The organism is Microbulbifer echini (assembly GCF_041447225.1).
Classification (GTDB): domain Bacteria; phylum Pseudomonadota; class Gammaproteobacteria; order Pseudomonadales; family Cellvibrionaceae; genus Microbulbifer; species Microbulbifer echini.
In genome coordinates this window covers 1-19,588 of record NZ_JBGMEL010000024.1, presented here as the reverse complement: position 1 = coordinate 19,588, position 19,588 = coordinate 1, and the positions used below count along the sequence as shown (strand labels likewise).

Sequence of the window (19,588 nt, the reverse complement as noted above, 5' to 3'; positions counted from 1 at the left end):
GGGTTTCAAATAGTAAAATGCCCCGCTGGGCGGGGCATTGAAACTTATTCAGCAAGCTGATGCTTAATCGTCAGAGGATGCGAATCCAAAGATGTGCAGCAGGCTGGTGAACAGGTTAAAGATATTCAGGTACAGGGAGGCGGTAGCCATCAGGTAGTTGGTCTCACCGCCGTTGATGATGCGGCTGGTGTCATACAGGATGAAGCCAGACATCAGCAGGGCAACAACACCACTCAGGGCAACGCTGACCAGAGGCATATGAATGCCGAAGAAGCCGGCGATGATCACTGCCAGGAAACAGACCAGTACGGCGATCAGGCCTACGGCGAGGAAACCGCCCATAAAGCTGAAGTCTTTACGGGTAGTCAGCACGTAGGCAGACAGGGCAAAGAAGATTACCGCTGTGGTGCCGAGCGCCTGCATTACAATCTGACCGCCGCCAGCGAGGCCTACATAATGGTTAAGCAGTGGGCCGATAGAGGCGCCCAGTAGGCCGGTAAAAGCGAAAACAACGCCCACACCGGCGCTGGAGTTGGCGGTACGTGGCAGTACGAACCAGATCAGGGCCAGGGCTCCAAGGGAGCAGATCAGGCTCATGCCGCGGCCCATGCCGACGGCCATAGAGATACCGGCGGTGACGGCACTGAAGAGGACCGTCATGGCCAACAGGGCGTAGGTATTGCGCAACACCTTGGCCGATTCCGAGCGGTCCAGTGCGCGGGTATTTGTATAAGCTTGCGGTTGCATTTAGCGACTCCTGCTATTTAATCGATACCGGAATCATATAGCTCGCGGTGGGGACCATCAAGTCGGGAAATCCCTTTTATACGCGGGCTATAAATTGAGTGGAATTCGAAAAACCGTAGTTTTTACAGGGTTTTAGTCGAATCTTCTCCTGCTATTAATAGGGATCAGGCCAGGTTTTTCAAGGGGGTTGAGACGATCCCGATCGAAAAGGCACTTCTATATCGACAATGAGCGGCAGGTGATCCGAGGCTCGGCGTGTAAGTACAGTGCGTGGTACCCGCACTTTTTTTACCGCGATGCCGGCGCTGAGAAAAATGTGATCGATCCGCACTTTGAGAAAAGTGCCTTTGGGAGTGTGCCTGGGGGCTTGCTCCTGGGCGTCGCGCAGGTAACCACAGAGACGTTTGCATTCGGCCGAGGTGGGTAGTGCGTTAAAGTCACCCAGTAAAATTCGCTCACCTTTGCAACGCGGGTTACTCAACCATTCCGGTCCGAGCAGTGCATCTACTTGGCGCAGGCGCTCCGCGCGGGAGAGTCCAAGGTGCGTATTGATGACCTGAATCTTACAGCCATTGTGTTCAATTTCCACCCAGATAGCACCGCGGGATTCATCGGCAGCCGGGTTGAATAGGCGCCCTTTTCCTTTAGGAGGGCCGGGTAAAATGCCTTTCTTGATCAACTTGGCAGGTAAGTGGGTGAGAATGGCGTCGCCATAACGCTCTTCATTCAGGTGAATTGCGGGCTGGAAGTGCACATCCATAGAGAGAAGCCGCGCCAGCCGCTCGGCTTGGTCGAGCCCCCCGCTGCGTTTTCGTTTTACATCCAGTTCCTGCAGGGCGACCACATCGGGGCGATAACGGGCGATTACCCTGGCGATACGCTGGGGGGATAGCGTGCCGTCGATACCCTGACAGCTGTGCACGTTATAGGTCATGACTCGCAGTGTTTTCTGCGGTGCTCGATGCTCATCCAGCTTCATGGGGCGCGCACCGCGCAGGTAGGACCTGGCCGCGTTACGAAGGTCCTGCGGACGCCAGTAGTCTATTTGCGGGTCCGGCGGTTGTATATCCTCCGGCATCAGTGCAAAAGCGTGGGTTTCCCTGGGGCCGGCGGCACCGTGACTGCCATTTTCCATGGCAAAGGTCAGCGGTTGCTCCTCGGTGGCACACCAGCCGTACATCATAAAATCACCGGCATCGGGGTGACTGCACAAGCTGATCATGTCGGCGATGGTCTGCTCTGGGTAGGGGTGTTCGTCTCCCATCAGCTTGCGGCCGTCCTCCGGAAGGCGCACGGGGCCGTGTTTCCACCAGCCGTGAACTGCGGAACTGGCGGCGGTGGGATCTACCCGATAGAGCACAAGGGGCACATGGGCCTGCTCGACGATTTTGCGCGCGACTTCCGCGCGCTCGACACCGCCCAGCTCCAAGTTGTAGAGCATGGCGAGGGGGCCGAGGGCGGTAAGTGCCAGTGGTGTTTTGGTGCTGTTGCCCTCAGTGGGTTGCTCTACTTCTTTTTTATCCATCCACTCGCTGCCAAACAGGCGAGCCCGCTCTAGCTGAACTCCGCGACGGCTCTGGCCGGGCTCTATCTCCGGTGGTTGGGGAAGTTCGGAAAGCGTTTCAGACAGGGCATCGCCGAGGCTGCGCCCATAGATTTCTTCGTAGGGCTTGGTTTGTTCCTGGCCGTGGTCGGAAAAAATCCAAACGTCGTAGTGGCGTCGGTCTGAAGCGTGCGCGGCGCGCCAGATACGCGCTACCGCATCGTCGATGCCTTTTAAGACCCAATGGGCGAACGCGGAGCGCGGACCTCGGCGGTGGGATTGCTCGTCATAGCCGAGCAGGTTGACGTAGATGATAGGCAGGCCTCGGCTGATATCCACCTTGGCGCCCATGGTACAAAACTCCCGTGAGAGGATAGTGACGCCGACCCGCGTGGGTATGAACATCAATTCCTTCAGAAAGTCTTGCCCTTGCATTACCCCTCGCACGCAGTCGACGAGTGACAGCAGTAGCTCAACCACAATCAGTGCGCCTGTGCGGATCAGGCTCCATAAATTGGTGAGGAGCAGAATGCAGATGGTCAAAGGGCCGGCGCTGCGCAGGGCGGGGCCCCAGCCTTGATCGGCGGGGCAAAAGTGGGCTTCACCGGTCTTGGTACCGGCGCGAAACAGGCTCAGGTAACAGCTGCCACCGCGTAGCAGGGGGTCGCGCTGGTGGAAGATGGCTCGGTTTTCCACCAATGCGGCCACTTCCGGGTCGTACATACGGCCGAGCTTCTGGGTTTCATGCACCAGGAAGCCAAAGGCCGGAACCGCCTGGCGCACCCCATAGAAAAGCTCTGCCTGTACGGCGGGGGTGGTAGAGGGGACCCCTGAAAACATATGTTCCAGGCGGTAGTGTTCCTTGCGAATCAGGCGTTTTAAAAATGGCATCCTGCCGTTGGCCAAAGCCTTTAATAATTCCGGGTAGGCCAGGCCGTCGATCTGAAGCAGGATCAGCCCTGGAGCGTGAGGTTGTCGGCCACTGCTGGAGAGCCCCAGCAGGTTGGCGATCCACTCGCTGCGGCTGAAACGGCGGCGCCAGCGCCTGATGGAGAGTCCGACTCGGCTTAACATAGTTTGTTCTTACTGCTCCGACGCTTGGCTGAATGCCGCGCCGGCAGCCCCTGTCAGCCCTTCGAGAATTTCCCACTGGGCGCCGACCAGGTTGCGCATACGCAACCACTGGGCGAAAAGCGAGTCATCCATCGCCCAGCCATATTTCAGCAGAGGTTGATAGAGGTCGAGCGCCCGTTGGGCACAACTGTACAAGGAAAAATCCTGTGCTGTGCTAAGGGCCTCGCGGTTGAGGGCTCGGCGCCGCTCCGTGGGCAGCTGGTAGAGCCAGCGGATAGCCTCAATAAAGTCATCCAGGTTTACCGCTCCCACTAGCCGGCCATTTTTACCGTCGCGCACCATTTCTCGCGAACCGTTGGCATCCAGGGCAATAACCGGCACGCCGCCAGCCATGGCTTCGGAGAGTACCAGTCCCTGGGTTTCGCTGGTGGAGGCGAAGACAAACGTATCCATGGCACTGTACATATCTCGGCGGGCTTCGCCGAGCACCGCCCCGGGCATATGCAGCCGCTGGGACAAGCCGCGACTGGCAAAGATGGCCTGTAGCTCATCTTCGAGTGGGCCGCTACCGGCAAAGAGGAAATGGGTGTTTTCGTTATCCCGCATAAATCGGGCGACCGCATTGCAGAGAAAACGCAGATTTTTCTCCTGCCCGAAACGCCCGAGGTGGCCCACTACAAAGGCCGATCGGGGGATACCCAGGCGGCGGCGCACCCTGTTACCGTCACCATTGCTGTAATCTTCCAGCTGAACACCGGTAGGTACTTCGGCGATGGGGGTCTTAACCCCTCGCTCACGCAGCAGTTTGACAATACTGAGACTGGGCGCCAATACCAGGTTGGCTAAGTTGGCATAACGGGTGGCGAGCTCAACCACAAAGCGTTTCAGTACTTGTGAGTCGGCGGGTACATAGTGGGTGTAGTGTTCATAGAGTGTGTGGTGGGTAAATACCAGGGGCAGTTCCCGCTGTCGCGCCACCCGCAAAGCGGTCATGCCGAGAAGAAAGGGGTGGTGGGCATGGACGATATCCGGCTTGAACTGGTCCAGGCGATCGCTCAAATCTGGGGAGAAAGGCAAGGCCACGGAGAAGTCGCTGCCATTAAAGTTCTGGATGGCGTGGATGCGTACAACATGGCGTTCGCCAGCAATTTTTTCCGGAAACTCCGGGGCGACGATCAACACTTTGTGACCGCGCTTGCGGTATTCCTCACTGAATGCAGCGACCGAGTGCGCCACGCCGCCGACGTGGGGCAGATAGGTGTTGGTCAGCATGACAATATTCACTGAGATCTTAACTCCACAGACTGTAGCCCCTCGCCAACCAGGGTGGGTGGAAAGCCGATGGGGTTAATCGCAATGGCCGGTGGCTTTCCATACCAGTCTGCCGTCCAGGATACTTTGGGGTGGGTTCCGGGTGTAATTTCCAGTGAAATCACCCCAAAGCGGGTTGGCGCCGGGCCAAAACGAATTGGCTCCTTGGCGGATGAATCTTTAAGCCACTCTGGCGGTAATCCTGAGACAAGAACCAGTGCGTCCTGTTCCTCCCGCACAAAGCAGTTGCGCTGCATCGCAATCCACTCCGCAGCTGCCCAGGCATGTTGTCCATCACCCATGCAACCGCCCAGGGAGTGGGGGTGGATAGCCTCGGGCCACTGTCCCGTGGGGGAGGCTAGCTTGGCAACATTACGCATCAATTCCAGGCAGCGTCTATCGCCGGCGCGCAGCAGCACCTGGGCGATGTGCAGGGTGAGATAGGCGTTGATGCCGGAGTGAATCATGTCTTGAAAAAATCCGCCGCCGACAAAACAGTTGTCGATCAGGTAGTCGGCGAGGTCGGTGAGGCGGGGGTCATCCGGCGGGTAGAGTTGCAGTGGGTAGCCAGCGACTACGGATCCAATGGCCCCTGCATCCAGGCGCCGGTTGGGTGAGGCCGGCATGGCCGCGCGGCCGGTCTTTGTCTGGGCTGTACTGAGGCTCTCGTCGATGGTGCGCTGGAAATCATTGGCGGCGGTGTTGAATCGGTGCGCGTTATCGTCGATACCTTCCCTGATACAGATGTCGGCCGCGGCGTGCAACCCGGCCACCCCCCAAAAATCATCCCAGTAATAGCAGTCGTTGGGGCCTAAATGTTCGGCACTGAAGCCCGCCGGTAGCAGGCCTGCACAGCGGCTGCCGTCTTCGGGCAGACGTTTGTTGATGATCCAGCGGGCACCCTTCAGTATTGGCTCGCACCAGAGCTGTTTGAGGGGTTTGTTGGCCAGCTGACAGAACAGGTTGAAGATCCACAGGGCCTCGCCGTTGGAGTCCCACTCACCGTCCTGGGAGTGAAAGAAACCGTCGCGCTTCTGTCGATGGGGGAACTGGTCCAGGGCCCGCTCCGCCCGGTCTATCAGCCCGGCGTAGAGAAGCGACTGGATCATAAATGCGGCATCGCGGAACCAAAATCGCTTATAGGTATAGGGGCCGGGGTACACATCTTTGGGCGAGTGGAGTATCAGGGTGTGAATGGCCGAGTCGTAGAGGAATTGAAAATCCCGGTCCGGCACCTTGAGCGCACAGTGCCCAGACAGGCTCTCTTTCCAACTTTTGACCACGGTGTCTTTGTCGGTCTCGGAACTCAAGGGGATAGAAACATCCAACTTCAGGGGTTTGTGTCGCTCCAGTCGAAACATGGCGGCCGCCGTGGCCATACCCACATCGCATTCGCCTTGCATGCTGCCGGTTTCGTCTTTCAGATGTAGATAGATATCCCCACCGCGATAATCCGATGCCAGGTGCTTATCAATGGGTTGGCTAAATGTCACCGCCGGTTGATCCTCGATCAGCCAGGATTTCCCATCGTCACCCAAGCGCACTTTATGCACAAAGCTGACCCCCTCGGGATTACAGGGGCGCAGTACCACCAGCAGCCAGCCACTGTCCCTACAGCTGGCGGTGAGGTGGATATGGCAGTGGGGCGTGCCCCGCGATGCCTCTACCTGCACTTGGTTGCGCAGTTTCAGTCCCCTGTGGGCCGACTCTGTGACTACGGCCAGGTTGTTGCCCAGTTCCTGGTGCTGCTCGCAGTAGGCGAGGGAGGCGGGAGTCAGCTCCTCGCCGGCATTACCGATCACCCAGGCATCGATAGACCAGCCATCGTAGTGAGGCGTGACCATCCCGCGGGGATCAATCACCGGCAGAGCCTCGCAGTCCGGCAGACCTACGGCGGTCCAGTTACGATGGCTGAGGTTGCAATGGGTAATGGAGAAAGCACGGGGGATAAACGACTTATCGAGTGGATCAAACTGGCGTTGAATCCAGTAGGGCCAGACCCAGTCCAGGTTGTGCTGGATTACCTTGCTGTTGATCAGCGCGCGGGCGTGAAACACCGCTCCGGCGCGCAGAAGCTCGATGGGTTCACTGACCTCGGAGGGCTCGGCAAAGCGTTGCAGGCGCGCCATGAGTGTCAAGGGGTCGAGGAAACCGTGGGCCGTGGCGAATCGGCGTACGAAGAAGCGCCACGGTAGCCATTTCATCCAGGGCATCAGAGGTCCTCTTCTTTCACGATTTTCTTAAGAGCGCGTCGCGCCATACGTGTTAGGCCGATGAGGGCAAGTACCGCGAGTACGAAACCCATGATGTACAGAGCCCACTGTACGGTAGTGCGCTCTTCCACTTCGCCCAGGGAGGTCAGGTCTGCGGCGATAGAGCCCACGTACACATTGTTCAGCGTAATGGGAATGACTCCCAGCGCATTTCCCAGAACAAAGTCGCGCAGGCGCACCGGTGTCAAGCCAAAGAAATAATTGGAGAGTTTGAAGGGAAACAGCGGTACCAGGCGGGTGAGCATGATCATCTGCCAGCCCTCGCGCCGGATCACTTCACCCACGGTAGCGGGTTTGATATGAGACATAATCCAGCGCGATGGCCTTTCTCCGAGTAAATAGCGGGCGATCAAGAAGGCTAGGGTAGCGCCGAGAACGGTTCCCCCCAGTACCAATAGGGTGCCTTTAACCACTCCGAAGACGAACCCGGCCCCCATGGTGAAAATAACGCCCGGCAGCAAGAGCACGATTGCCGCCGCCACAATCAATACAAACAGCAGGCTGGTCTGCCAGCCCCGATCATTGAGCCACTGGAACAGTTCGATCAACCGTTCATCCAGATCGAAATAGAGCAGCAGACTGAGCGCCCCAGCCAGGGCGATCAAGCAAATTAGAATCACAATTACCGGGAGGAACTTCACCGCCATAGAACTGCTCAGGAACCAACAACAAACGGTTTTGATCGCCGCCAGTTATTAGCCTAGCTAATGGAAATGGGCAGGTGAAACTTCACGCTGGCGCCTTTGCCGCGTTTTGCTGGGGGAGGGGTGCTCTAAGATCACTGGTGGGTAGGGCAAGGGTTAGAAGGGTTATCAGAAATAGAAATAAAGGAAGGAAATTATCCGTTGGCGTTGGGATAGGCTCCCCGGCATAGCCAGGGGCGCGAAGCACATATACTTATCTGATCTTAAATATTTATACATTGAGCGGGTGTGTGCTGTTGCCAGCTAGGGGTGATCGTTGTTCAAAGGCGGGTTCGCAATATGGATATTAATGGGTGCTGCCTGGAGCTCTGTCCCCGAGCCGGTGCTGCCCCTCAGTGAGGCGGTACAAACGGCAATCAGGACCAATCTGCGGGTGCAGGGCGCGGCACTGGAAGTGGATGAGGCAGGAGATATGGTCGAAGCACTGAAGACCCGCCGCTATCCCCGGCTCGAGCTGGATGCCGCCATCAATCATAATCTCACCACCCAGAGTTACACCTTTCCTGAGGGTAGCCTTGTTCCCGATTCTGAAATAGGACCAATACCGCCAGACAATGTGGAGATCACCACAGAGGAGGGGACGACAAAGATTGTCTCTGTCAGTGCGCGTCAGCCTTTGACCCGCCTTTACACCATTGCCCTGGAAATTTGTGAAGGCTATGTCACCACTGAGATGGCGGTGCAAAAAGTGCGCTGGACCCAGCAAGACGTAGCTTATCTGGTGAAATTGCAGTACTTCCAGGTAGGTCGGATTATCGGCGATTTACAGGCGATCGATGAGTCCATCCTGTTTTTGAGTGCCCTTAGTGACCTGGTGGGTAATTACGTTGATCAACAGGTGGCTCTGGAGTACGAATTACTGGATGTACGCGCCAGGCTGGCGCAGCGCAGATTGGAGCGTCAGCGGCGTGTTGACGAGATGATCACGGCTAAGGAGCGGCTCAACGCGTTGCTCGGGCGTGATGTGGAGACACCGTTTAGCATCGAGCACCTTCCCGTTCCCCATCAGTTGGTCTATGACACCAATGAATCCCTCTTACTGGCTTTTGAGCAGCGCGCCGACTTTATTGAGTCGCAATTGGCTATCGAGAAGGCCGAATACAGCTACGACGTGAAAAAGTCGGAGTACATACCCGATGTGGATCTTCACTTCAGCTACCTCAAACTGTATGACGTAAGCCTTATTCCCGACGCAGAAATTTTTGTTGCTTTGGACATGCGCTGGGAGTTTTTTGACTGGGGGCGCAAGCGCGACGAGCTGTCCAGTCGGGCAAGTAAGATTGCCGGGGCCGAAGTCAAAATGGGCGAGGTGCGCAATCAAATTGAAATCGAGGTGCGCGACAGCCTGCGCAAGTTGCGCACCGCACAGGAATCGGTGGGGGTGGCTAGAGGGCTACAAGCTGCATACCGGGAAAAGTTGCGTGTGATGATCAACCGCTATCGGGAGCAGACGACACTTCTCACGAATGTACTTGAGACGGAAACTCAGCTGGACCGCGCCAATAGTGATTACAACAAAGCGGTGCTTTCTGTTTGGGGGGCTCTCGCTGAATATGAAAAAGCGGTTGGGGAGGTGTAGTGGTGCTCCGCTTACTGCTCCCGCTGTTGTTTTCGTTCATGCTTAGCGCTTGCCAAAGTGAACCTCCTGGAAGAAACCCTGTGCCAGTACAGGCGGCGATAGCGCGCATCGAATCTGGTGTTGAGGGCTATCCGTATTCAGCTGTGGTGAATCCCTATACCCAAGTGAATGTGGCCTTTCGCACAGAGGGCTATATCGATGAAATACCCACTCGTAAGGCCCTGGATGAGGTACGAATACTCCAGGGCGGGGACATTGTGATTCGGGGCGAGCCACTGGCAATAGTCAATGATGAACAGTATCGGGATAAAGTGGTGGAGGCCGCCGCAAATGTGAGCAAGACCGAGGCTGCCCGGCGCAAGGCGGACCTGGATTACAAGCGGGCCTCGGCCCTGTTCGCCACCGCAAGTATCACCGCACCGGATTACGATGCCGCCAGGGAGGAGTATGAGATATCCCAGGCAGCGGTTGTTGGCTCCAAAGCGCGCCTGGATCATGCGAAAGAGAACCTGAATGATACGGTGCTTCGCTCCCCTCTTACCGGCGTAATTCTGCAACGAAAAATTGAAGTCGGCACCCTGGTGCATAAAGACACTGTGGGATTTGTGGTTGCCGATACGGCCCGCGTTAAGGTGGTGTTCACCGTGCCCGATGTGGTGTTGAGCTATATCAAGCTGGGCAGTGTACTGTCTATGCGTACTGAATCTATGCCGGGAAAGGTATTTACCGGTCAGGTCACCGAGATTTCGCCCGAGGCTGAAGAGCGCACCAGAGTTTTCGCTATTACTGTGACTGTCCCCAACCCTGATGCTCTGCTGAAAACGGGCATGGTTATGAGTCTCCTACTGGAGCGGGGCAAAGCAATCCGCAATCGTATAGTTATCCCTTTGTCCTGCTTGGTGACGCACTCCAATGGAGGGGAGGGCTTTGCAGTTTTTGTTTTGCAAATCGACCAAAAAGTCTTACGGGCAAAAGTGCGGAGAGTGATTCCTGGCCCGGTAATTGGTAATCGTATTGTGGTTTTACAAGGGCTTACGGTGGGAGAGCGGATAGTATCCAATGGCGCGGCACAGTTGCAGGACGGTCAAGCGGTGAGGATAGTGCCCTAATGTCCCAAGGGAATATCGATGGTGGATAAGGATGAAAAAACCAGAGAGGAAATTTTGGAGGCGGAGAGTGAACACCGCTTCAATACCGCCCGTTTTTTTGTCGATAATCCCTCTATTTCCTGGGCATTACTGGTGGGCGTCATGTTTTGGGGACTTATCTCCTACCTTGCGATGCCCAAGAGTAAAGATCCGAATATTCCCGTACGTATAGCAACGGCGACCACCAAATGGCCTGGACAGAGCGCTATTAAGGTAGAGGAACTGGTAACACGCCAGATAGAGGATGCAATTGCCCAGAGCGAATACCTATACCAGCCAGATGCCCGCTCTTTCGCTATAAAGTCCCTCACGCTCGATGGTGTATCCATTGTACAAACCCAGCTAGCACCCCACACAGATGTTACCAAGGCATTCAATGACATCAATTTAAAGTTGATTGATGCCCAGGGCCAGTTACCAACAGGTACAGAACCCACACAATTTAATACTGAGTTTGGCGATACGGCCGCCGTACTTTTAGCGGTGGCCAGCCCACGGGCAGACGCTACTGAAATAAGTCTCAGAGCGGAGAATATTCGTGAGGCAATAACCGAGGTGCGTGCCGAATATAAACGCCAGGGGCTGGAGCAGCGTGTGAGCATTATGGTGGCGCTGCCACTGGCAGTGCATGGTGCAAATGCGATGGCGGCTTTTCGTGTGTTTTCCCACTGGATTGAGGAGGAGGGTTATGGCATCGCGCCTAAAGTGCTGACCGGTCCCGGCTACATTGGCGTGGATTTTACCTCGGATAAAACGGATGAAGAGCTGATGTTCGCGGAAAGGCGCTTTCTCAATGACCGGCTCAGCGCACAGAAGTTCTTTCCCGATGCCTGGAAGCCATTTATCGTGCGGGATATTACTGAAACTCGCGAGCGATTGGCGGCAGTAGCAGGAGCAAAATATAGTTATCGGCAGTTGGATGATTTTACCGATTTGATCGCTGCAAATATTCGCACACTTCCCCAGGTTAAACGGGTACTGCGCTCCGGGGTTTTACAGCAGCAAGTCGATTTGATCTACTCCCAGGAGCGGCTCGCCTCATATGGCCTGCGCCCGGATATGATCGCCCCAATATTAAACGCGCGTAATACAACAATCCCCGGCGGTACCCTGACGGTGGAGGATATGGATGTTGCAATATTTCCCAGTGGGGACTTTAGCAACTATGAGGAAATTGGTGATGTGCCTATCAATCTTAGTAAAGAGGGCACACCAGTTTATTTGCGTGGGGTGTTGGATGTATCGATGGGTTATGAGTCGCCGCCAGAGCTGCTGAATTATTATGTCAACCGATCCAAGGATGGCACATGGCATCGCCATCGCAGTATTAATTTATCAGTACAAATGCGCGATGGGGAGCAGATCGGTAAGCTGGGCAAAGTACTCACTCAACTACTGGAGCAGGTCCATGCTGACTTACCACCAGATTTAATTATTGAGCGGGTTTCAGATCAGCCCCGGCAAGTAAGGGAAAGTGTCGGACTTTTTATTGAGGCGCTGATTGAAGCCATTATTCTTGTAGTAATTGTTGCCTTTATAGGGTTTTCAGATTGGCGCTCTGCCGTTCTGTTAATGATCTCTATCCCGATAACCCTGGCGATGACCTTTGGTTTTATTCAGTTCTTGGGTGTGGATATTCAGCAGGTTTCTATCGCCGCGCTCATTATTGCCCTGGGGCTTTTGGTGGATGACCCGGTTGTGGCAGGGGATGCAATTAAGCGGCAGATGGCTGCGGGCAAACCCTCGTTTATTGCCGCCTGGCTCGGACCAACCTTGCTCGCCAAGGCTATTTTCTTCGCAACGCTCACCAATGTAGTGGCCTATCTACCGTTCTTGCTATTAACCGGTAATCAAGGTGACTTCCTGCACAGCTTGCCGGTGGTTATGGCCTGCGCGCTGATTGCTTCACGTATCGTATCCATGACCTTTCTCCCCTTCATCGGTAATCTCATTTTACGTCCCCCAAAACGCAACGAAGCAAGTTTGGAGGAAAGGCGGAAACATGGTCTTACTGGGTATTACTATCGGACAGCGAGCTGGGCGATAGATCATCGAAAATTTGTACTTTTAGCTTTTGTGGTTGTGATAGCAGGCGGATTTACACTAAAAGCTCTGCTAAAGAATGCCTTCTTCCCCGATGATATACAGTATCTTTCCTATGTGGATGTGTGGTTGCAAAATGATGCGAGCATTGATGCCACTGATAGTGTTACCAAGCTGGCAGAGCAGGTGATTCGGCAGGCGATTGAAAAATATCAAAAAGAAAATGGCGATAACTCGGGAGAGTCAATCCTGCAAGCACTCAGTACTACGGTGGGTGGGGGAGCTCCACGATTTTGGTATACCGTGAATCCCCGCCCCCAGCAGGCCAACTATGGCCAGATTATTATTCGGCTTAGTAACAAGAATCTGACACCGGAATTGGTGCCAATTATTCAGCAGGCCCTCAGTAAAAATATCCCTGGCGCCGACCTGGATGTGCGTCAATTGCAGACTACACCGGTAGATTACCCCTTTGAAATTCGTGTGTCTGGGCGTGTCACGACCGGTTCCGAAGAGGAAATGAAGGATATCGCCATCCTGCGCCAGATTGCGCAAAAGGTAAAACATATCGTACAGACGTCCCCGTATGCGCGCACTGTACGTGAGAATTGGGGCGATGAAAGCTTAACCCTATACATGAATGTTCTTGAGGATCGAGCAGCCATGTCTGGAGTTACTAATGCGGATATCGCGCTGTCTTCTTCAACAGGCATTAACGGTACTGAGGTAGCCACCTTGCGCCAGGGCGATAAGGAAATACCAATAGTGGCCCGCTTGCGACTGGATCAGCGAGGGCAATTGGAGGATATTAATAATCTGTATGTGTTTGCCTCCGATAGTGAAGTAAGGGTTCCATTAGAGCAAGTGGCCACTACGAGGATAGACTTTAGGACAGAAAGAATTCGGCGGTTGGAGAAATTTCGAACCATTACCGTATTTGCCTATCCTTATAGTGGATATATTTCCTCAGATATTATGGGGGATATAAAAAATGAACTGGAGGCCCTGCAAAAGACCTTACCCAGTGGCTACCAGTTACAAGCCTCTGGTGATGCAGCGAATTCAAAACACGGTTTCTCGCAACTGTTAATGATTCTTGGTGTTTCTTCCGGCGCTATTTTCCTGGCCCTGGTATTTCAGTTCAGCAACCTGTTAAAACCATTGGTGGTGTTTGCCACAGTACCACTCGGAATGGTCGGAGCATTGACGGCTCTGTTTGTTACCGGGCAGCCTTTTGGTTTTATGGCCTTTTTAGGGATTGTTAGCTTGGTGGGGGTGATAGTGAGCCATATTATTGTTCTATTTGATTTCATTGAAGTTCGACATGCGGCCGGAGATCCGTTCCGGGAAGCCCTATTAGATGCGGGAATTTTACGCCTGCGCCCGATCCTGATTACCATCGCTGCCACTACCTGCGCCTTGGTGCCCCTGGCTATCCACGGTGGTCCCCTTTGGCAGCCGCTGTGTTTTGCGCAGATAGGCGGTTTAATTTTGGCAACCTGTGGAACCTTAATGTTAGTGCCTGTGCTCTACACCATCATGGTGGTGGACTTGAAGTGGATTCATTGGCAAGAGAAAACACCCGATCAGGAGGATGATAATAACCTGATAAAGGCTTAAGCCAGTTTTAACGGGAATATACTCTCAAAGGAAAAATAGTGATTTCACTTCGTTCAGTTTTCCGAGCACTGATTCTGTTTGCATCCGATAACCTTAATCAGTAATGACAGGAAATCAGATGCGGCTATTAATGAAGGTATTGATGCCCGTTAAGAGTGAAAACAATGCGATAACCGACAAATCGATGCCCAGTGTATTTAAAGATTTAATCACCTCAGCTAACCCGGAATCCTCCTGTTTCTACCTTGAGGATGGCAAGCGCGCCGCTATTTTTGTTCTCAAGCAGAAGCGTCAGTATCATGTAATGACTTTTAATAAAAAATTTTTCTCTGCTCTGGGGGCGGAAATCTGGATTGCTCCGGTGTTAAGTCAAAAAGAGCTGCAAAAGCACCTTTAACTGCCCCTGAGACTCTGTGGGAGACTACAGTACGGCATACTACACTAGTGTGCCGGTTTATCAGCATTTGACTGAGAAGGTCGACATTGCAACTCACCAGGGCCGATTTATGCGAGCTACTCAGAGAAGCGGTAGATTTGAGATGCTATTTGGCTTGTTCAGCCTGATGCTGCTTGTAGTTTTGACTTCTCTTCATACGGCTGCTGAAGTTCACTCCAGGGCTGTTGGAGGCCTTGATGCGGCTATGGGCCCGGATCGGCGCCGAAGCGACGGCTCGATTTTGGGGCTCCTTTTCTATAGTTCCTCTAGTGGCACTTATAGCAATAGCACTTCTCGTGGTAGCAGTGCCTCTAGCGGAGGGCTTCCGGCTATAAACAGAGAGCTGGTCTCTCAAACCTTTATATGGTCAGTAGGTAAAACCCCTTACCAGTATGCTTCCGGCGAACTTCTGGGGATCGTATTATTTAGGACAATTGCCTGGGATATCTCAACCTCACCAAGGGCGCAGCCGCTGCCTATTCGCCACTTTGATGCCGTGACTGAGCATGATTTTAAGGCAACTATGGCCCGCAAAAGATACCACCGTATTTGCGATCGCCGAGCCCCGCAGAGGTTAACACCTTGCGCCGTGGCTCAGTGGCAATACCGTCAAGCGAAGGACTGCCTCGAAGCCCGTGAGAAATGGGAGGTTAAGTGGGGCAATGCAGAAACGGCTGCACCTCATAAGCGGGCATTTGAAAATGTCAGGGCTAGATTAAAAAATGCGGAGAGGAATCAAAGACGGCACTGTGATCTGCAGAATGAGAGAGAAGAGTAAAAGCCTACAAACTGCGCTATATCTTGCTCAGTCTAAATCGTAGCCTGGTCGCCCAGTAAGTGGATCTTCACCCCCTACGCTGTTTGGCAACAGTAAGTACCAGTGACTCGATACCTGTCCATCTGTAGACTATCGGCCAATTACTATTTTTTGAAATGAGTGATCTTTGTGGAAGAGCGTGTGTTACTAACCGGCGCCAGCGGGTTTGTGGGGTGTACACTATTACCAGCCTTAAGAGATAAAGGCTATAAGGTACTACCAGTGTATCGCCAGCCGGTGGAGGGAGGCTTCCAGATACAGGGATTAGATGCACAGATAGACTGGAGTGCTGCCCTGGAGGGGGTTAGCGTGGTGATCCATACGGCAGCGCGTGTCCATGTCATGCAGGAAAGCGCAACCGATCCCCTGGCTGAGTTCCGCAAAGTCAACGTGGATGGCACACTCCAGCTTGCTCAGCAGGCCGCCGCGTCCGGAGTGAAAAGATTTATTTTCTTAAGCTCTATCAAGGTGAATGGAGAGTCCACAGCGGGCCAAAGCTCGTTTTCCGCTTTAGACGATTGCCACCCAGAAGACCCCTATGCTGTTTCCAAGAAGGAAGCTGAAGATGCGCTGCTGGCACTTGCCGAAGAGACGGGGTTGGAAGTGGTGATAATCCGCCCACCCTTGGTTTATGGCCCTGGGGTAAAAGCCAACTTTCAATCCATGATGGTTTGGTTGCAGAAAGGTATCCCATTGCCACTAGGCTCTATTGAAAATCGACGCAGCTTGGTTTCTGTTTATAATTTGATCGACTTGATCACGGTTTGTATTGACCATCCCAAGGCCAAAAACCAGATCTTCCTTGTTTCTGATGATAGGGATATGTCGATCACTGAGCTGTTAACTTGTCTGTCCACAGCCCTACAATGCCGCGCTCGGCTATTGCCCGTGCCAAAATCTGTTTTGGTGTTTATGCTTTCCTTGTTTGGGAAGAGGGCGGTGGCCGATCGGTTATGTGGTTCTTTACAGGTGGATATCGTGAAAACCAAGGAATTGCTGGGCTGGAAGCCAGCGGTAACTGTTGAAGAAGGCTTGGCAAAGACCGCAGAGGCCCAGTTAGAATACCAAACGGTGGCGGTCGAAAATAACCGCCTGGATGGTTAAAGGCCGCGAAACGGGACTGCCGCTCCGGCCCTCTATACCTTAGCCTTGACGGTTTACAATCGCAGCGTAAAAGCCCATCAGATAAGAGCTGGAAACTTCGACCACTGAGCGGTGCCCGGATTTTGCCTTAAGTTTTACTCGGAGGTTATCGCGGCGCTCGAGCGCGCTGGTTATCTGATCTTCTTGCAGGGTGACCTCAACTGTTTCTTCAAGCATACAGCTGATTGAGCTAGCACAGTTGAGGACTTTTTTATCGACCTGAGTTACATCAACCTGGTGCCCGCCGCGAAATGACGCCAACTCATAGTTACGCCAGTCTTCCCGGTAAGTGATATCGATATGCAACCGGTATTGAATACTCCCACCATCCCTGCTCTCAACAGCTCGAAGATTGTAGTAGTACAGGTTGTGGTCTGAACCGTCGGTGGTGGCCTGCATCGGAGGTCCGCTATACTCAATAACCGGGCTCTTCGCATCATTTTGTATCGTCACGGCCTGCCGCACTTCTGCGACGCTTTTCTGCGTAAGGCTTGTCGTCGCACTACATCCGGCTACAAGGATAGCTATCAGGGCGATTGCGAGCTTGGTCATATACCTTTCCTGCTGCGATAGAGATTTTATAAAGGGGGAGTATCTCATATTTGGCTGCTCGTGCAGGAATTGAGCCGCTTTTTTAAGCATCTGGGCGGGGCGCTCAGAAAATAATGCAGCATAAAAATTGAACATATAATTCCTAGAGCCAAACAATATTTGACATACTTGGCAAGTGCGAAGTGGGTCACCAGCCATCAATCGGAGGTAACACCGCTTGAGATTACTGGGGATGTCAGTGCGAATTTAGCCGGTGAGGTGAGGCAGGTGTTGGGGGCATCAGTGGGATGTATTGGGATAGCCAAGCCATCTAGTAGTATCGCCATTCTTAAAGTAGGCAGCTTGCCAACTGGTTTTCGCTCACGGTGATTGTTATTTCCCTGATTTGCCAAAACTTACCAAAAAGCGTTTTAAAATAAGCTGGCTGCGCGGATGGCGAAAGTTGTGGATAGTGGCCATGATAATCGCTTTCCCAGTTGGTTCTCTAGTGCTAAATGGCTGTAAGGTTTTGATTTAGTGGAAGAAGATGGTGTGTTGGCGTAAATTTCGATCAGAAATAGTGGCGAAGTAAGTAGTAGTCATTATGACCACTATATATAAATGTTAGGTGTCAAATACTATGAAGTACATCTTATTGCTCAGCGTTTTAGTTGTGGTTCTGATTGTGCTTTTCAGACGTCAAAACAATAAGCCTGTCAGTCTATCTGCCAATGAGGTAATTGAACTTTTAGAGAGTTGGCATGGCGACAAAATTGATTGGGAGGCGCGGGACTATTTTGAATCCTGTAAGATCGAGAATCCAGATTTGGAAGCGGTACGATTAAAGTGTTTGGCGATAGATGTTATAGGGTCCCCTTATTTGTTCCAACCGGAAAAACATAACAAATTGCTAAGTTAAGATGGAAAGAAACTCGTAAAGAGCCTAATCGTTGAGTGTAAAAAAATTGGATCAGTGCCAAACACCATATTAGTGCAGGTTGGCGGGCAGGTTTTCCGCTGCACTCCAAACCAGTCGCAAATACGAAGGTTAGAGAGCCAATGAATAACGAGCATAGGGCACGGGATTGGATTAACTTCATTTTAGAGAGGTGTCAGTTCCCTGATGTACAAGCGCTAAAGAATCACCTCGATAAAGCTGTGTTTACTGAGTTCTGTCAGTGCGGATGTAATAGCTTCAAGGTTCTCGTCCCGGCTTCTACTAAAGGGATTGCCGCTCCAGGTAAGTATGGTGTTTTTTTTGAAGCAAACTTTAATCTTGTAGAAAAAGGTAAAACGTTAGAAATCCTAATTTTCTCTGGAGAATCAGGGATGATTGAATACATAGAAATAGACTGTTGTGGCAACAACTTTCCTGTTCCAGAGGTGGTTGAGGTTATGGGGGAACCGTTTCATGTCAGTGCCAGTAGTGCGCTGGACTCGCAATAAGTTGCTCGCCTGTTCGGCGGGCGTTAAGTTCCAAGGAGTCAGCATGCTAGTAACCATCGCTAGATTCTCATTTCCATATGAAGCACAGATTGCGAAGGCGAGACTTGAGTCTGAGGGAATAGAGGCTTTCATTGCAGATGAACATACAATAAATATGCAATGGCTATATTCTGATGCTATGGGTGGCGTAAGGCTTCAGGTTACGGAAACCGATGTTGATGAAGCCAGAGATATCTTGAATCAGGATCGTTCCGCACTTGTGGATCAAGCATTAGGCGGCAGGGGAAAAAGAAAATGCGAGCGCTGCTCCTCAACAAATCTAGAGCCCTTTACCAAGGGGAAAAAGCCCGCGTTTCTGGTCTTTCTGCTTTTGGGGATGCCGCTGTTTTTTTATCAGCACGGAGTAAAGTGTAAGAACTGTGGCCACTTCAAAAAAATTAACAATCGCAGGCAGTAAAGCTCCGGCCCTCCGCGGGACGTTAACTGTAGGTAAGCTTACGAAGGAGAATGATCAAGCCAAAAAGCTTTTCATCCAAAAAGTGACGGGAGTTACTCTTGAAGCTTCAGTGTCAGCGATGAAGAGGAGGTTTATCTATAGAAGTATAATGTTTGTATTCTAGGGTTTATGTTACTGGATTATGGGAGTGGTTTATTAGCTTTTGCTTTAGGTGTTATTGTGGGAGCGATGATACGGGACGTTGGATGGTTCCGTGTAATAGAGAAAAATTGGCTATTTACTGTAAGTATAACCGACTGGGAAGAAGTTGAGCGCATTGCAAAAAAAGCACAGCTAGCAAGTCAATTCAACCGACCTATGACGCGCCGGTCGATTGAGGCGTTATGTAGGGACCCAAGTCGAACTTCAAGTCGGGCCCGTTGTATAGCTCAGGCCTGATTCAAGCGAGCGAGGTTACATAGCTCAAACAGGCCCCATCCAAGTATTAGGCGCTTGCGTGGGCTATGCCAGCGACAGTACGGAGCAGTTAGATGACAAAGATCCTCTTGGTACAAGGAGCAAATCTCAGCTATTTGGGGAAACGTGAGCCACACATTTACGGCACTACTTCGGCTGCCGACCTCGATATGCATCTTCGCTCCCATTCGGAGCAACTCGGATATGACTTGGATATCTTCTACACGAACGTAGAAGGGGAGGCGATCAACCGAATTTAT

15 protein-coding genes are annotated in these 19,588 nt (G+C 52.6%); 9 read left to right on the top strand and 6 right to left on the bottom strand.

Features of this window, described 5'->3' with window-relative positions; translation table 11 throughout:
• Positions 1–63 precede the first annotated feature (63 nt).
• The 5 genes from ACCI51_RS17795 to ACCI51_RS17775 form a co-directional block, all read right to left on the bottom strand.
• The gene (locus tag ACCI51_RS17795) at positions 64–747 is read right to left on the bottom strand and encodes a Bax inhibitor-1/YccA family protein (RefSeq protein WP_299587102.1); all 684 of its coding nucleotides are present in this window, start codon (positions 745–747) and stop codon (positions 64–66) included.
• Between the two features lie 178 nt (positions 748–925).
• Positions 926–3,364, bottom strand: a complete 2,439-nt coding sequence (locus tag ACCI51_RS17790) for an endonuclease/exonuclease/phosphatase family protein (protein ID WP_371844765.1) — start codon at positions 3,362–3,364, stop codon at positions 926–928.
• A gap of 9 nt (positions 3,365–3,373) precedes the next feature.
• A complete protein-coding gene (locus ACCI51_RS17785; protein WP_371844764.1) occupies positions 3,374–4,648 on the bottom strand; it encodes a glycosyltransferase in 1,275 nt (424 codons plus the stop codon).
• The gene (locus ACCI51_RS17780; protein WP_299587094.1) at positions 4,645–6,888 is read right to left on the bottom strand and encodes a hypothetical protein; all 2,244 of its coding nucleotides are present in this window, start codon (positions 6,886–6,888) and stop codon (positions 4,645–4,647) included. Before ACCI51_RS17780 ends, ACCI51_RS17785 begins: the two co-directional genes overlap by 4 nt.
• Complete coding sequence (locus ACCI51_RS17775) at positions 6,888–7,595, bottom strand: TVP38/TMEM64 family protein (protein ID WP_299587092.1); 708 nt, start codon at positions 7,593–7,595, stop codon at positions 6,888–6,890. The genes ACCI51_RS17780 and ACCI51_RS17775 overlap by 1 nt, the downstream gene beginning before the upstream one ends.
• Before the next feature lie 313 nt (positions 7,596–7,908).
• On the opposite strand from ACCI51_RS17775, the gene ACCI51_RS17770 reads away from it, so the two are divergent.
• The 5 genes from ACCI51_RS17770 to ACCI51_RS17750 all read left to right on the top strand — a co-directional run bounded on the left by ACCI51_RS17770 (position 7,909) and on the right by ACCI51_RS17750 (position 16,399).
• Complete coding sequence (locus ACCI51_RS17770) at positions 7,909–9,231, top strand: TolC family protein (RefSeq protein ID WP_371844762.1); 1,323 nt, start codon at positions 7,909–7,911, stop codon at positions 9,229–9,231.
• 80 nt (positions 9,232–9,311) lie between these two features.
• Complete coding sequence (locus tag ACCI51_RS17765) at positions 9,312–10,340, top strand: efflux RND transporter periplasmic adaptor subunit (protein WP_371844761.1); 1,029 nt, start codon at positions 9,312–9,314, stop codon at positions 10,338–10,340.
• A gap of 18 nt (positions 10,341–10,358) precedes the next feature.
• A complete protein-coding gene (locus ACCI51_RS17760) occupies positions 10,359–14,042 on the top strand; it encodes an efflux RND transporter permease subunit (RefSeq protein WP_371844759.1) in 3,684 nt (1,227 codons plus the stop codon).
• 118 nt (positions 14,043–14,160) lie between these two features.
• Positions 14,161–14,439 carry a hypothetical protein gene (locus tag ACCI51_RS17755; protein WP_371844758.1) on the top strand — a complete coding sequence of 93 codons (279 nt, stop codon included), beginning with the start codon at positions 14,161–14,163 and terminating at the stop codon, positions 14,437–14,439.
• 985 nt (positions 14,440–15,424) lie between these two features.
• Complete coding sequence (locus tag ACCI51_RS17750; RefSeq protein WP_371844757.1) at positions 15,425–16,399, top strand: UDP-glucose 4-epimerase family protein; 975 nt, start codon at positions 15,425–15,427, stop codon at positions 16,397–16,399.
• A gap of 39 nt (positions 16,400–16,438) precedes the next feature.
• Here ACCI51_RS17750 and ACCI51_RS17745 read toward each other — a convergent pair whose 3' ends face one another.
• Entirely contained in the window at positions 16,439–16,990 is a 552-nt protein-coding gene (locus ACCI51_RS17745; RefSeq protein WP_371844756.1) for a hypothetical protein, read from the bottom strand.
• A 619-nt stretch (positions 16,991–17,609) separates the two neighbouring features.
• On the opposite strand from ACCI51_RS17745, the gene ACCI51_RS17740 reads away from it, so the two are divergent.
• The 4 genes from ACCI51_RS17740 to ACCI51_RS17725 all read left to right on the top strand — a co-directional run.
• Positions 17,610–17,888, top strand: a complete 279-nt coding sequence (locus tag ACCI51_RS17740) for a hypothetical protein (RefSeq protein WP_371844754.1) — start codon at positions 17,610–17,612, stop codon at positions 17,886–17,888.
• Positions 17,889–18,028: 140 nt separating this feature from the next.
• Complete coding sequence (locus ACCI51_RS17735; RefSeq protein WP_299587074.1) at positions 18,029–18,415, top strand: hypothetical protein; 387 nt, start codon at positions 18,029–18,031, stop codon at positions 18,413–18,415.
• Positions 18,416–18,458: 43 nt separating this feature from the next.
• Positions 18,459–18,872 (top strand): putative signal transducing protein, encoded by a 414-nt coding sequence (locus tag ACCI51_RS17730; protein ID WP_371844753.1) that lies wholly within the window; start codon positions 18,459–18,461, stop codon positions 18,870–18,872.
• A gap of 530 nt (positions 18,873–19,402) precedes the next feature.
• Positions 19,403–19,588: type II 3-dehydroquinate dehydratase (locus ACCI51_RS17725; protein WP_371844752.1), on the top strand; the 186-nt coding region annotated here is incomplete at its 3' end.